This window comes from Petrotoga sp. Shatin.DS.tank11.9.2.9.3 (assembly GCF_003665005.1).
GTDB lineage: Bacteria > Thermotogota > Thermotogae > Petrotogales > Petrotogaceae > Petrotoga > Petrotoga mobilis.
Genome location: NZ_JGVT01000007.1, coordinates 1 through 13,820, shown reverse-complemented (window position 1 = coordinate 13,820; position 13,820 = coordinate 1). Strand labels below are relative to the sequence as shown.

At 33.0% G+C, this 13,820-nt stretch carries 11 protein-coding genes and 1 tRNA gene; 7 read left to right on the top strand and 5 right to left on the bottom strand.

Annotated elements, in window-relative coordinates:
- Nucleotides 1-34: 34 nt before the first annotated feature.
- The gene (locus BZ25_RS08140) at nt 35-1,591 is read left to right on the top strand and encodes a S9 family peptidase (RefSeq protein WP_121514661.1); all 1,557 of its coding nucleotides are present in this window, start codon (nt 35-37) and stop codon (nt 1,589-1,591) included.
- On the opposite strand, the gene BZ25_RS08135 is transcribed toward BZ25_RS08140, so the two are convergent.
- Nucleotides 1,592-2,470 carry an AEC family transporter gene (locus BZ25_RS08135; protein WP_121514660.1) on the bottom strand — a complete coding sequence of 293 codons (879 nt, stop codon included), beginning with the start codon at nt 2,468-2,470 and terminating at the stop codon, nt 1,592-1,594.
- Between the two features lie 31 nt (nt 2,471-2,501).
- Nucleotides 2,502-3,380 (bottom strand): acetamidase/formamidase family protein, encoded by an 879-nt coding sequence (locus BZ25_RS08130; protein ID WP_370035042.1) that lies wholly within the window; start codon nt 3,378-3,380, stop codon nt 2,502-2,504.
- A gap of 191 nt (nt 3,381-3,571) precedes the next feature.
- Here BZ25_RS08130 and BZ25_RS08125 point away from each other — a divergent pair, with 191 nt between their 5' ends.
- The 5 genes from BZ25_RS08125 (at nt 3,572) to BZ25_RS08100 (ending at nt 10,443) form a co-directional block, all read left to right on the top strand.
- Nucleotides 3,572-5,494, top strand: a complete 1,923-nt coding sequence (locus tag BZ25_RS08125; protein WP_121514659.1) for a GGDEF domain-containing phosphodiesterase — start codon at nt 3,572-3,574, stop codon at nt 5,492-5,494.
- A gap of 148 nt (nt 5,495-5,642) precedes the next feature.
- Nucleotides 5,643-6,611: an ExsB family protein gene (locus BZ25_RS08115; RefSeq protein ID WP_121514658.1), complete on the top strand. Its 969-nt coding sequence runs from the start codon at nt 5,643-5,645 to the stop codon at nt 6,609-6,611.
- Between the two features lie 95 nt (nt 6,612-6,706).
- The gene (locus BZ25_RS08110) at nt 6,707-7,816 is read left to right on the top strand and encodes a sensor domain-containing diguanylate cyclase (RefSeq protein ID WP_121514657.1); all 1,110 of its coding nucleotides are present in this window, start codon (nt 6,707-6,709) and stop codon (nt 7,814-7,816) included.
- A 23-nt stretch (nt 7,817-7,839) separates the two neighbouring features.
- Nucleotides 7,840-9,183 (top strand): GntP family permease, encoded by a 1,344-nt coding sequence (locus BZ25_RS08105; RefSeq protein WP_121514656.1) that lies wholly within the window; start codon nt 7,840-7,842, stop codon nt 9,181-9,183.
- A gap of 12 nt (nt 9,184-9,195) precedes the next feature.
- Nucleotides 9,196-10,443, top strand: a complete 1,248-nt coding sequence (locus BZ25_RS08100; RefSeq protein WP_121514655.1) for a glycerate kinase — start codon at nt 9,196-9,198, stop codon at nt 10,441-10,443.
- A gap of 4 nt (nt 10,444-10,447) precedes the next feature.
- Here BZ25_RS08100 and BZ25_RS08095 read toward each other — a convergent pair whose 3' ends face one another.
- From BZ25_RS08095 to BZ25_RS08085, 3 genes are all read right to left on the bottom strand, one after another.
- Complete coding sequence (locus tag BZ25_RS08095) at nt 10,448-11,056, bottom strand: CoA pyrophosphatase (protein WP_012208371.1); 609 nt, start codon at nt 11,054-11,056, stop codon at nt 10,448-10,450.
- Nucleotides 11,057-11,076: 20 nt separating this feature from the next.
- A complete protein-coding gene (locus tag BZ25_RS10380; protein ID WP_012208370.1) occupies nt 11,077-12,024 on the bottom strand; it encodes a GAF domain-containing protein in 948 nt (315 codons plus the stop codon).
- A gap of 121 nt (nt 12,025-12,145) precedes the next feature.
- A tRNA-Leu gene (locus BZ25_RS08085) sits at nt 12,146-12,233 on the bottom strand.
- Nucleotides 12,234-12,503: 270 nt separating this feature from the next.
- Here BZ25_RS08085 and BZ25_RS08080 point away from each other — a divergent pair.
- The gene (locus tag BZ25_RS08080; RefSeq protein ID WP_012208369.1) at nt 12,504-13,676 is read left to right on the top strand and encodes a type III PLP-dependent enzyme; all 1,173 of its coding nucleotides are present in this window, start codon (nt 12,504-12,506) and stop codon (nt 13,674-13,676) included.
- Nucleotides 13,677-13,820 lie beyond the last annotated feature (144 nt).

Sequence of the window (13,820 nt, the reverse complement as noted above, 5' to 3'; positions counted from 1 at the left end):
ATTGTTTTTAAAAAAACTGCAAGAGGTGATATATGTGAAGAAGTTTTTTGTTTTAATTTTACCGGTTATGTTTAGCTTTATGCTGGCTTTTTCAGAAAGTTATCAGTATTATATTTATCAAAACGATGCAGAGATTGGAAATATTATCGTGGAGTTTGATGTAGCCAATTGTTTGGGAAAAACTACCTCTATTTTAAATATAGGGGAAAACACCCTAAAATTTGTTTCAGAAACAAAATATGATGTTTCTTGGACATTTCAAGAATATTCACTAGATATTTTTGTTGACAATCAAAAGCAAGGAACTTTGGTAAGTACTTACAACGGGAAAAAGGTCACAAATCAATTCAACGGTATAAATTTAAAAAATTATAACGTAGAAAACGTAATTATTTTAGATAATAACTTCATTTTAGACCATATATTCGCCCTTTATTATAAAAATCTGCCCGAAGGTAAATATTCAGCATTTGTTCCTCAATTGTCTCTAAACCAGACAACTTGGAACAATGCAATTTTAGACGTGGAAATTGAGTATAAAGATCCTCAAAATTTTGTAATTTTGTCTTCGGGTTTAGCACAGAATGTAGTCTTTCAAGACGGTAAAATCACCAAGGTTGAGATACCTTCTCAATCAATTGAAGTGACAATGCAAAAGAAAGAAGCAAAAGCGAAAAATTACGTTGAAAAAGAGATTGTTTTTGACAGCTTCGATGGCTTTAAATTGGAAGGTTCTCTGATGCTTCCAAAAGAAGTTGATAAAAATAAGAAGGCAATCGGTATTGTCTTGGTACATGGTTCAGGTCCACTTGACAGAAATGAAACTATTGGAACGCTTACACCTTTTTTGCACCTTTCAGAAGGCCTAGTTGAAGAAGGATATATTGTTCTAAAATACGACAAAAGAAATTTCACCATGGCAAAAAACGGGCAAAATTTTTCCGAGGTTATGCCAGACGTGTTTATCAAAGACGCACAAGCAGCTATAAGATACTTAAAAACCCTACCAGAAGTTAATAAAGAAAAAATAATTGTTATTGGTCACAGTCAAGGAGCTTCTTTCTTACCTTATATAATTGAAGGAGAAGAAGTACTTGCTGCTGTTGCCCTTTCTCCAGCTTTGCTAGAGATTACAGAACAAATAGTTTACCAAGTAGAATATCAAATAGATTATTATAAAAAGCTTAATACTGACAATTCATTAGATAGTGTTATAGTAATGTTGGAAGACGTTTTGACAGAGGCAAAAAAAGTAAATGAAAGTATGAAAAAAGAAGAAATAGACCCAAACGAGCTATATTTAGATTATTATAGTGGAGAATTTTTAATTCGATGGAGTGAACTAAGTCGAGGTATGGTAGAAAAGTTTGTGAATATGAATGTTCCGTTATTAATAATCAATGGCACACAAGATTTGAAGACGCCCTACGAGCTCTTAAAAGAATATGAAAAAGAATTGAAAAAGAAAAATGATTTAGAAATAGTTTACATAGAGAATATGGCTCACGAGCTTGTCAACTTCCAAACATTAAAATTTGAAGATAAAGTAGTCGATCAAATCGCACTTTGGTTGGAAAGCCAGGGACTTTAATCAAAACCCCATTATCGCTGTTACAACAAATACAATTATGAAGGAGATAAGAGTTGTTAGACTCACGAAACTGCTGGCGAGTTCAGAATCATAGTTGTTTTTTACTGAATAGACGATCGCCATCATTGCACTTGGCAACAATGGAGAAAGAAAAAGAGAAATTCTTTGCAAGTCTGTGCTTACAGGGATTAGTAAAGTGGATAGAGAAACTATCAACCCTAATAAATACTTTGTGGTTACAGAAATCGTTAAGATCCTTCTGTGGGCTTTGAGAGATACTATATTGAAATAAAATCCTACTAAAAACATTATCAAGAAATTATTGGCGTCTTTTATAACCATCATTGGGGAAAGTATGAATTCAGGTAAATTAACGCCGTTTAGGAGAAATGCTAAAATTAAAGCTATAAAAGGAGGAAATTCAAACAGGTCTACAATATGAAACTTTCCTCCTTTTCCTTCAGCAACAGACTTGCCAACTCCAAATACTATAAAACTGTTTCCTAAGTCGTAAAGTGCAAAGTAAGTTATGGATTCAATGCCCCATAACATTTCTGCCAAAGGGTACATGAAAAGGCCAATATTCAATCCACAAAAAGCTAATAGTATCACGGTACTTATTTTAACATCTTCGATTTTTAAAGTTCTTATTAAAAATTTTCCACCCCAAAAGATCAGTAAACCACCTAATAAGCCTATCAGAACAAAAAATAATTTGGATAAATCTATTTGAGATGAAGTTATACCTATAAATACAGTCATGGGAAGTGTAAAATTTATTATCAAAGTTGTGAGGATATCACCTGTGTTTTTAGGTAAAAATCTTTTAGATAAGTTTCCTATGGTTGCTATTATTACGAAGTTTATAAGTGCTGTCAATGACTTACTCTCCTTTTATTGCTAAAAATGTCTATTTTAGGTATTCTAACGGTAGTTCCATTCTCACGGTTTTTAAAGGATCAACCACTTGGCAAATTTGAAGTTTTCCAGTAGCGCTTAGTAAGAACATAGCTTTTTCTTCACTCAACTTATATTCCTGGCTCAAAAAATGTACCATGTTTTTTGTTGCTGTAATTGAAGCTTCATCTAAAGATGGTTTTGAAGCTAATGTATAAATATGTTTTTCAGTTTTCACCATAGGTAATTTCCAATTTTTATCTTTTATTATATTGAATGAAATGTATACTTCAGCAGGGATTTCGATGCCTGTTACGCAAACTTCTCCATCACCCATAGCTGCGTGTAGATCGCCTAAAGCAAATAAAGCTCCATCGACATTCACAGGTAGATACACGGTAGCTCCTTCTCCTATGATATTACAGTCCATGTTTCCACCATGCTCTCCAGGTGTACCACAAGGTATACTCCCTTCTTTAGGAGCGGTACCAATAACCCCTATCATAGGGCTTAAAGGGATTTCATAGTCGTACAGAAAAGCTTTGTTTTCTTTTATTGGTACTATTTTTATAAAACTTCGTTCAAAAGAATCTCCCAACACTCCCATATCTTTGCCCGTTAACATTACACCGTACTCTCGAGTTATTTTTATGTTTTCTATATTAACTTCTAAAATGTCTCCCTCTTTTGCTCCTTCAATGAAAAGAGGACCTGTAGCTGGATTAACTTTTTCCCAATTTATTGAGTCGAAAGGCTGGTTCTCGGATTTTATTTCATCACTAAGAGCGTCTTTTGTCTCTATGCAAATTTTTTCTTTGGGTTTAACATTAGCAATGGGAGTATTTGTTTTAGAAAAATTAAATATAGAGTTTTCTTTTTTGATTTTTATCAACATTAATCACCTCTTTAAGATTTTTCTGTAAATAAAAGGAAAACTTTTTGAAAATTTTGTTTTATCTTTATTTATAATTAAAAAGACTATAATATAATCAGTGTATATTTTATCATACAAGTTTTAATTATCTATAATTATAAAACTTGATTTAAAAAAATTCAAAGCAATTTTTTTTAATAGGGGAGGTTATGGTGGAAAATGACGAAAAGGCAATAGAAGAGCTATTGGATATGTATGAATCTGCTTCGGAGATGTATACAGGAGCAATAATGCGAATAGATCTGTCAAGTGGTAAGATCATCTATTCAGAAAATTTAAAACAAATAACTGGTCTTGGAAAAAACGAACTTCCAAATAATCTAGACGAATTATTAGCTTTGATAAAAGAAGAAGATGCACAAAAGCTAATCGATAAATTTTACAACATTGAATACGACGCTGAGTGGTCGTTGAAAATCTCTTCGAAAAGTAATAAAGAGGGTTTTAATAAGTTTGATTTAACAGGAAAGAAAAAAAGAAGAGATGAAAAAGATGTTTTATACATTTTAGTTCGCAATCCTAATCAAAATTTTGGATTGATGAGCCCAGACACATTTTTTCCAAAAGAGATGTTTGATACTTCACCCCAGGCTATAGTTATAACTGATAAAAATAACAAAGTAGTGAGGGTTAACAAAGCTTTTTTAGAAATGACTGGCTATACTCCTGACGAGGTTATTGGAAAAGGGCCTAACTTTTGGGCTTCAAATATGCATGATAAAAATTTTTATGAGCAAATGTGGCAAGAACTTAAATCAAAGGGATTTTGGAGCGGTAGAATAATAGACAGAAAAAAGAATGGTGAAATGATTTTCTTGTATTCAAATTTCTTTGAAATTAAAGGATACAACAACAAAGTAATCGGATATATGGCTATAAATACCGATATAACTAATAACGTTAAAAAAGAAGAGGAAATAACGAGAGTGATTAAACATGATTCTTTGACAGGTTTACCAAACATAAAAGGTTTATCCGAAAGAATTGAAGATGTTCTGCAAAAAAATACAGAAGAAAAGAAATTTGCTATTTTAGTAGTGAAAATTGATGAATTACATGAGTTAATTGACCTTTATGGTTTGGAAACGATGAATCGCGTTATAAAAGAGGTAGCAAAGAAAATTACAGAAATTGTTGGCAAACAATACTTTGCCTCAGCAATCTCTAAAGATGAATTCGCTCTGTTTGGTTGTTTTGAAGGCATAGATGAGTTAGAAAGTCTAGCGACCAATCTTTTAAATAAGTTATCAACACCCTATCAAATATTGGGCGAAAGAATTTTTTTGAAAGTAAAGATAGGTATAAGTAGCTATCCAATTGATTCAGCAAAACCTGAAGATTTAATAAATCAGGCAGAAATGGCTTTAAAAAATTCAATGAAAAAGTCTATCAATTTTTATTCACCAGAATTATCACAAATTTTTGGATTCGAAAAGAAAGTAGAAGAAGAGATAAATTTAGCATTAGATAATAATGGACTATTGATGTACTTTCAGCCGCAAATAGATACAAAAGAGACGAGTATAATTGGTGCCGAGGCTTTAATTAGGTTAAAACAATCAGATGGTTCCGTTTTGTCTCCTAACGTATTCTTAGGTATTGCTAACAAGAATGCCCTCATGGATAGGATCGATCAATTTGTTTTAGAAGAAACAATAAAGAGTGCACGGGTTATAAATGCATCACTGGATAAAAACATAAGAATTTTTTTCAATGTCTCAAAATCATTTTTTGAAAGAGAGGATTTTTTATATAGCATTGAAAATATGTTGCATAAATATAATTTAAATACTTCTTACTTAGGAATTGAGCTCACAGAAGATCTATTCATTGAAGATTTTTATTCAGCTCAGAAAAAAGTAGAAGCTTTGAAAGAAATAGGATTAAAGATAGCCCTTGATGATTTTGGAACAGGATTTTCCTCCCTTTCTTATTTAAATAAATTGGATGTAGATAAGATAAAAATAGATAAAAGTTTTATCGATAATATTTTACATGATGAAACGTCTCAAAGATTAGTATCAAGTATCATTTCAATGTCTAAAAGCCTAGGACTTGAAGTTATTGCATAAGGTGTAGAGAATAAAGAACAGTTATTATTTCTTCAAGAGGAAGGGTGCTACGAGGTACAAGGTTATTATTTTAGTAAGCCTTTACCCTTTGATCAGTTCAAACTTTTTTTGAAAAAAGAAAGAATTAGGATATAAAAGGGAGAGAGAAATGACAACAACGATTGAAGAAAAAATAGATTCCATAAAAAAGGAAATGAAAGAAATAATAGGTAATAAGCATCTTTATATAGCTTTTTCAGGAGGCATGGACAGTACTGTTGTAGCTCTACTTGCAAAAGATATTTTGCCCAAAAGCAAGATTACTTTGGTGAACGTTTGCTTTGGTGGTTATTCTTACTCAAAAGGATTAGAAGCTGTTTTAACCTTATCCAAACAGTTGGGTTTAAAATTGTTTTTTTCACGTGGAGAAGAAGAACAAGAGGAGATAATGTACCATGGTCCAAATTGTAATCAATGTACAAGGATTGTAAAAATCGGAAAGGTAAAGCAGTTTTCTTATAGGGGTATAGTTGCTTCAGGTGCGAACTTATCTGATTCGTGGGGTAATACGGGGATTAAGTTTTTTGACGGGATATATTCTCCGCTTTTAAATTTGAACAAAGAAGATATACAAGAGATTTTAGAGTACTATAATATAATGATACCAAAAATTGGTGAGAATAAAATAAGAGAGGGTTGTAAGTACAAGCATTTATTAAAAATGTCTGTAAATAGAGATTATCATTCAAGAGCTGATATCATTGCCAACGAAGTGATTCACGATGTACTTGATTTTTACAATGTTCAAAGAGAGATCGCAAACGTTAAAATCATCGGCCCTCTTTCAAAAAATATAGCTTTGATTAACGTTAAGCCTTTGCCCTCTAAAGAAATTTTAGAAGAGATAAAAAGTCTCCTTCAGAATGAAGTGACAATAGATTTTGTGGATATAGTAGATACTGCTTTAAAACTCAAGATTTTGGTAAATCCAGGTATATATAACAACGAAGAGTCAAAATACTGGATATTAAATGGGCGACTGGCTCCGGAATTTGCTATGCCCATAACTGCTGAATGGATAAAAAGCTCAAACTATAAACTCTGGACTTTCACTGTAGTAGATTATAAAAAGTTATAAAAAATCACAATTCTATCCAAAGGGTTAGAATCGTGATATAATGTTTAGGAAAAAAAGATTAATATACGATAATTGTAATATTTGAAGGAGTTAGTATGGTATATATAATCATTTCTATTGTAATTTTGTTAATATTGGTCTATGTTTTTTATATAGGGATAAAAACTGCAATCTATGTTAGAAGAATCGCTAATGAAAAAGATAAACCACCTGCTTTCGCTCCTCCCAGTCCGAAAAAGGTTATAAGACATAGATTTAAAGGTTCTCTTTTTGAAACGGCTATTACTTGTTTAGAAAATGAGGTCGAAAAGGATTATGCACTTAAATCTATTATAGAAAAGTTACCTCTCTTTTTAAAAGCCGATTCTTGGAGTTTTTTCTTGACTTCCCCTAATGATGAATGGAGATTTTTATTTTGGTCAAAGGATTTAGACTTTCTTCCTTTAGAAGAAGTAGCCTCAGACATACAAATTAATGGGGAACATATAAAAAAAGTAATTAATACAAAAAAAATATTTTTTATAAAGGATACTAAAAAGAATAGTCTTTGGAATCAAAAACATAGCTTGTCTAAGTCCTGGTTGGGCATACCGATTACGGTTAAGAATGAAATAATAGGTGTTTTGAATGTTGATTGGTTTAAGCAAATAAAGGTATCGCCATTTGAAAAAGAATTAATAAATTACTTTTTAGAAGATATAGATAGGATTTTAAAAACGGTTTTTTCTTTGCACGAACAGTTTCTAAGTTCAGAATTAGACATATTAACCCAGGTATACAATAGAACAGCCCTTGAAAGATATATTTCTCAACATAAATCCGATGCTTCAAAAAAGGCGGTTATTTTTCTGGACTTTGATAATTTTAAAAAGATTAACGATAATTTTGGACACACCATGGGGGATCAAGCTTTAAAAATTCTTACAAAGAGAATTCAAAATTCTATTAAATCTGATGATTTAATCTTTAGGTTCGGTGGAGACGAATTTGTTATAATAATAAATGAAATAACAGAGAACAATAATATTGATAAAATAATACAAAGGATCAAATCAACTGTTGAAACCCCAATAACAATTATAGATACATTGATAATATCTTCTATAAGCATAGGTTATTGTCTTATTCCTGAAGAAGCTCCTGATATCGAGAAAGCCGTTGAAATAGCAGACAAAAGGATGTATTTGGAAAAAGAAATACATTAATTAATATTAAGGGGGTATTACTAATGGGTATATGGTTGATCATTTTGTTGATTTTATCTGTTATTTTTATAATTTTTGCAACTGCAAGGTTAACGCTGCACCCTTTCTTAGTTTTGTTGTTCACTGCTGTTTTGTTCGGTATTTTTTCTGGAATGAGTTTGACGGAAATAGTTGATTCAATTACCGGTGGTTTTGGAGGAACGCTTGGAAGTATAGGCATAGTGATAGCTGCAGGTACGATAATTGGTACTTTCCTTGAAAAGTCTGGTGGAGCGTTTAAGATGGCGGAAGCTACTTTAAAATTAACTGGGGAAAAAAGAGTTCCGTTGGCTATGGCTATAATAGGTTATATAGTTTCCATCCCTGTTTTTTGTGACTCTGGATTTGTAATTCTTTCCCCATTGAACAGGGCTGTTACGAAGAGGGCAAAGTTCTCCCTTGCAGCAACCGGTCTTGCCCTGAGTCTTGGATTATATGCCACCCATACGATGGTTCCTCCTACCCCAGGACCTATAGCTGCTGCTGGTATCTTAGGTGCAGATTTGGGGATGGTTATATTGATTGGGTTGATAGTTTCTGTTCCCGCTATGCTCATAGGTGTACTATACGCCAATATAATGGGCAAAAGAATATATATTGAACCAGAACCAGAATTAACCGATACAGAGATAGAGGAAAGAACCAAGAAAGCCCCTTCAACTTTTAATTCTTTCATGCCCATAGTTGTTCCTATAATTTTGATTCTTTTAAAATCAATTTCTGATTTCCCAACCACGCCTTTTGGGGACGGAGCTATTAGAAGCTTTTTTGGTTTTGTTGGTAATCCGGTTATCGCTCTTTTGATTGGAGTTTTAATAGCTTTTACTTTACCCAAAAAATTAGATAAAAAGATGCTTTCTTCAAGTGGTTGGGTAGGTGAAGGGTTGTTGAATGCCGCATCTATTATTTTGATAACAGGAGCCGGTGGCGCATTTGGGAGGGTCTTACAAAATTCAGGAATTGCAAATGTATTAGGAGAAGGTTTAGCTACAGCTAATTTGGGTATTTGGCTACCTTTTATCGTAGCTGCAGTAATTAAATCAGCCCAAGGATCTTCAACTGTTGCTATAATAACTACTGCGTCGTTAATGGCTCCATTGATGAGCTCTCTAGGTTTAACTACACCTGCTGCAATAGCGTTGTCCGTTGTTGCCATTGGAGCTGGATCTATGGTGGTATCTCATGCTAATGATAGTTATTTCTGGGTTGTTTCGCAATTTTCGAGAATGAGTGTCAATCAGGCTTATAAGCTTCAAACGCTGGGAACTTTGGTAGAAGGAATCACAGCGGGAATTGTTATATGGATTATAAGTTTAATAATTTTGTGAGGAGTTGATCCTTTGAAGAATTTACGCGAAGATGCCTTTAGGATAATAAAAAATTCAATAGATTTTGTTTTACCAGAAAAAGCTGTTCAACAAGAGCTTGAGAAAATGAGTTTAGAAGATAATATTCACGTAGTTGCTATAGGTAAAGCTGCTTGGAGGATGGCTAAAGCAGCAAAAGATTTCTTAAAAGATAGGGTAAAAGATGGAATAGTTATAACAAAATACGGTCATTCTCAAGGTACAATAGAAAGCCTACAAATATATGAGGCGGGGCACCCTATTCCAGATGACAATACTATCAAATCTACAAAGAAAGCTATAGAATTAGTACAAAATTTAGGCGAAGGCGATGTTGTATTATTTCTTGTTTCTGGAGGGGGATCAGCCCTTTTTGAGCTTCCTGTTGAGGACGTTACTTTGGAAGACCTAAAAAAAGTAACAGATATGTTGTTAAAATCCGGGGCAAATATAGTGGAAATAAATACAATTCGGAAACATCTCTCTCGAGTTAAGGGAGGGAATTTTGCAAAGTTAGTTGAACCTGCCAAAATATATTCTCTTGTTCTATCTGATGTGTTAGGAGATAGATTGGATAGTATAGCATCTGGTCCTGCATACCCTGATTCTACCACCATCGAAGATGATGAAAAAATAATAAAAAAATATGACTTACAACTTTCAGAAAAGATCTTACGAGCCTTAAAAAATGAAACTCCAAAGCATCTAAATAACGTTGAAACAAGGATTATAGGTAGTGTAGCCAAGGTTTGTGAAAGTGCTGCCAAGATTGCTCAAAGTTTGGGATATAATACTATGATTTTAACAACTACCCTTGATTGTGAAGCAAAAGAAGCCGGCTCATTTTTAGCTGCCATAGCTAGGGAGGAAAAAGGAAGAGAAAGACCTTTAAAAACCCCTTGTGCAATAATTTTAGGAGGAGAAACGGTTGTTCATGTTATGGGAAAGGGGAAAGGAGGAAGGAATCAAGAATTGGTTTTATCGGCAGCTCGAGGTATTAAAGGATATCAAGAAGTTTTGATCGCTTCGGTAGGAACAGATGGAACAGATGGCCCGACGGATGCAGCCGGGGGAATAGTTGACGGAGAAACGGTTAACAGATTACAAGAAAAAGGAATAGATGTTGAAAAGGTATTGATTGACAACGACTCATATAATGCTCTCCAAAGTATTGGCGGGTTAGTTATAACGGGACCTACCGGTACAAATGTAAATGATTTAACTTTTATACTGTGTGATTGAATCTTCAGCATCTCAATTTTTTAATAAATTCATAGGTCAATCTGGCAGTGATGCCCCAAATAATTCTATCTTCGTAAACATAGAAATAAACAGGATATTTGCCAACTCTCCAGTTGTAATCTTTTCCGTTAGGTATAAGATCATAAGGGAATCCTTCATCTATTTCGTTTGTAAGATAAGTGTTATGCACTAAAGGTTCATGAGATAAGAAATAGTCTAACGGTATCGTAAATACCTCTTCCACTTCTTCATTAGGTTTTATTGTGTTAACGTTTATATTCAAAAAGCCAACATACGAATATATTAAATAATTGAAGGGAGTAAGGAGATAATCCGCTGCTCCCAATATTTCTATGTTATTCGGTTGCAAATTCAATTCTTCACAACTTTCTCTAATTGCTGCATTTTTTGGTGTTTCATTTGCCTCAATTTCTCCTCCTGGAAAAGAAACTTCACCAGGTTGTCTCTCTAAAGTCTTTGATCTCAATTCGTATAAAAGATGTAAAGAGTTGTCTTTTTGTATCAAAGAAATCAACACTGAAAAACAATTTTCTACTCCTATAGGTTTTGGAGAATAATCTTTAAAAATTTGTTTAATTTTATCTATATTCACAGAATCACCTTATTTGTTATTTACCAAAATCTTTCAGAAAGTAATTTGGCAATAGCCTCCAAAAATGATCGATCGTCTTGATCAAAAGGGGCTTTTTCATGACTATCAATATCTATTTCACCAACAATATTGCCATTTTTATCAAATATGGGAACAACGATTTCTGACTGTGTTTTTGGGCTGCATGAAAGATAGTTATCCTCTTTGCTAACATCATCAACAACGAAGGTCGTTTTTGTACTTGCTGCTTGCCCACAGATACCTTGTCCAAACTTTATTTTTGTATGTTCTGTTGGCTCTCCAACAAAAGGTCCTAATACAAGAGAATTATCTTCTGTCTCATCGACTAGGTAAAAACCCACCCAATTATAATAAGGTATCCTTTCAGCTAACAATTGAGAAATTAATTTTAAAATACTCTGCTTATCGTTATAATTTTTGTCACTGATAAGGGTTTTAATTTTATCGTATAAAATCCAGAAGTCAGCTTTTTTCTTATTGGGTGGTGTAGAATTAATGAATTTCATTATTGCTTCTTCTATTAGGGTTTTTGGGTCGATCTTATCTCTGTTGAAATAAAAATAAAGTATATCTATACCAATTATGGTTCCTATGAATGACTCTAAAAATTCGTAAGGGCTATCACCTGTGAACACAGTTAAATAAACCGCATAATCTCCCCTGTCAACTTGAAACTTTTCAGAGGATTTTGTCAGGTCCTTGATGATATCAGCTTTTAAATCTTTTATGATTTCTTGCTTGTACCAAAAAGCCCTGTCAAGTTCCCTTCTTCCAATTTTTTTAAACTTTTCAACAATTTCATCATCTTTGATACCTTTTTTTTCTTGATAAAGATTTATAAAATCTAAAGTTCTCTTGTAGTCTTGCCAAAATAAATTCCATTTTTCTTTTGGATAAGTCAATACTTCAAAAAAATAATCAGTAAAATCTCTAAAAACGCTTCTCATTAATACAATGGACCTCCTTTTGATTTTCCGACAATTATTTAAATTATATCAAAATTGAATCATAAAATAAAAAATCACCTTTTCTGAAGAAACGGGCTTCCGCCTCTTAAGGAAAGGTGACTGGTGCCGAGGGCGGGACTTGAACCCGCACGGACTAAAAGCCCATAAGATCCTGAATCTTACGCGTCTACCAATTCCGCCACCTCGGCTTATTAACTGATATTCGTTTAAATTATACCACTACAAAGGAATTTTGTGAATACCATTCGGGATATTTAATAATGTAACTTAGCATAATTATATATTAACTAAATAAATGTTTGTGCGTTACTTTTTGTGTATTAAATATTGAATTAGAAATTTATGATTTTTGAAATTGGGATTCTCAAAAATTTAGCAGTTTACGAATATGAATAAGATAATTTTAGAGTTTCTAAAGGCAATATAAAATCCAAAAAAACTTAGGGAGGTTGGATAAATTGGAATTAACGCAACTCATAAGAGAGGCGGCAAAAAATCTTGAAACACCTTTTTTAGTACTAGATACTAATTATGTAAAGGAAAATTATTACAAGCTCAAAAATTCAATCAACGATGTCGAAATTTTTTATGCGGTAAAAGCCAATTCTCATCCTAGTATACTTGAAACATTAAGAGATTTAGGAGCTTCTTTTGATGTTGCATCAAGAGGGGAAATAGAAAAATTGATGAGGTTGGGAATTTCTACAGATAAAATGAGTTTTGGAAATACCATAAAGAAAGAAAAAGACATAAAATTCGCCTGGGATAATGGAGTAGAATATTTTGCAGTAGATGCAGAGATGGAAGTTGAAAAGATTGCAAGAAACGCTCCAGGTGCTAAAGTATATGGAAGATTGTCAATGAGTTCCAATGATTCGGATTGGCCACTGTCAGGTAAATTTGGTACGGACGTAGATCATTTAATAGAAATACTCAAATATGCAAAAAGAAAAGGTTTAATTCCGTATGGGGTATCTTTCCACGTCGGTTCACAATCATATAACAAATACAAGTGGAAGGAAGCAATTTTGAATGCCAGCGAGGTTTTTGAAAAACTTCACAAGCAAAAGATTGATTTAAAAATGTTGAATCTAGGTGGGGGCATTCCAGTAAAACATACAAAACCAGTTCCGGAAGTAGAAGAAATTGGAGAAGTAATAAATGAATCGATCAAAGAGTATCTTGGTTGGGTGGATGGATTGAGAGTTTTATCTGAACCCGGAAGGTCTATGGTTGGGAATGCTGGAATAATTGCATCAAGAGTACTTTTAAGAGGCAGAAAGGGTACACAAAACTGGGTGTTTTTAGATACTGGGGTTTTTCACGGTTTAATGGAAACCATTGAAAATTTCAGGTATGAAGTGCTGGTGGAAGGTAAAGAGTATTCCGAGACAACAACTATGACCTTAGCTGGCCCTACTTGTGACAGTGTAGATACTATCTACGATGAAATTGAGCTACCAATCGATATTGATTATAATGATATAGTATATTTTATAAATACTGGTGCTTACACCAATGAATATGCGACATCTTTTAATGGAATTGAACCTCTTAAAGTATACACAGTCGAAGATTTAGAAGCTTTGTTAAGAAACAATATACTATTAATGGAAGAGGTACAGAGCTAATTGCGTAAAATTTCAATGAGGCCTGGTTTTGAAGGCCTCATTTTTTTAAATACAAGGTCAATGTTTTCTAAAAGAGATTTTTGACAAAATTATCAATTCACAATAATTTTCAAATAAGTTCATAAAAAAGAAATTGACAAAGTG

Excerpts from the sequence above, each read along its gene's own strand:
- BZ25_RS08125 (WP_121514659.1), top strand. The coding sequence starts at position 3,572 with ATGGTGGAAAATGACGAAAAGGCAATAGAAGAGCTATTGGATATGTAT.
- BZ25_RS08115 (WP_121514658.1), top strand. The coding sequence starts at position 5,643 with ATGACAACAACGATTGAAGAAAAAATAGATTCCATAAAAAAGGAAATG.
- BZ25_RS08110 (WP_121514657.1), top strand. The coding sequence starts at position 6,707 with ATGGTATATATAATCATTTCTATTGTAATTTTGTTAATATTGGTCTAT.
- BZ25_RS08105 (WP_121514656.1), top strand. The coding sequence starts at position 7,840 with ATGGGTATATGGTTGATCATTTTGTTGATTTTATCTGTTATTTTTATA.
- BZ25_RS10380 (WP_012208370.1), bottom strand. The coding sequence starts at position 12,024 with ATGAGAAGCGTTTTTAGAGATTTTACTGATTATTTTTTTGAAGTATTG.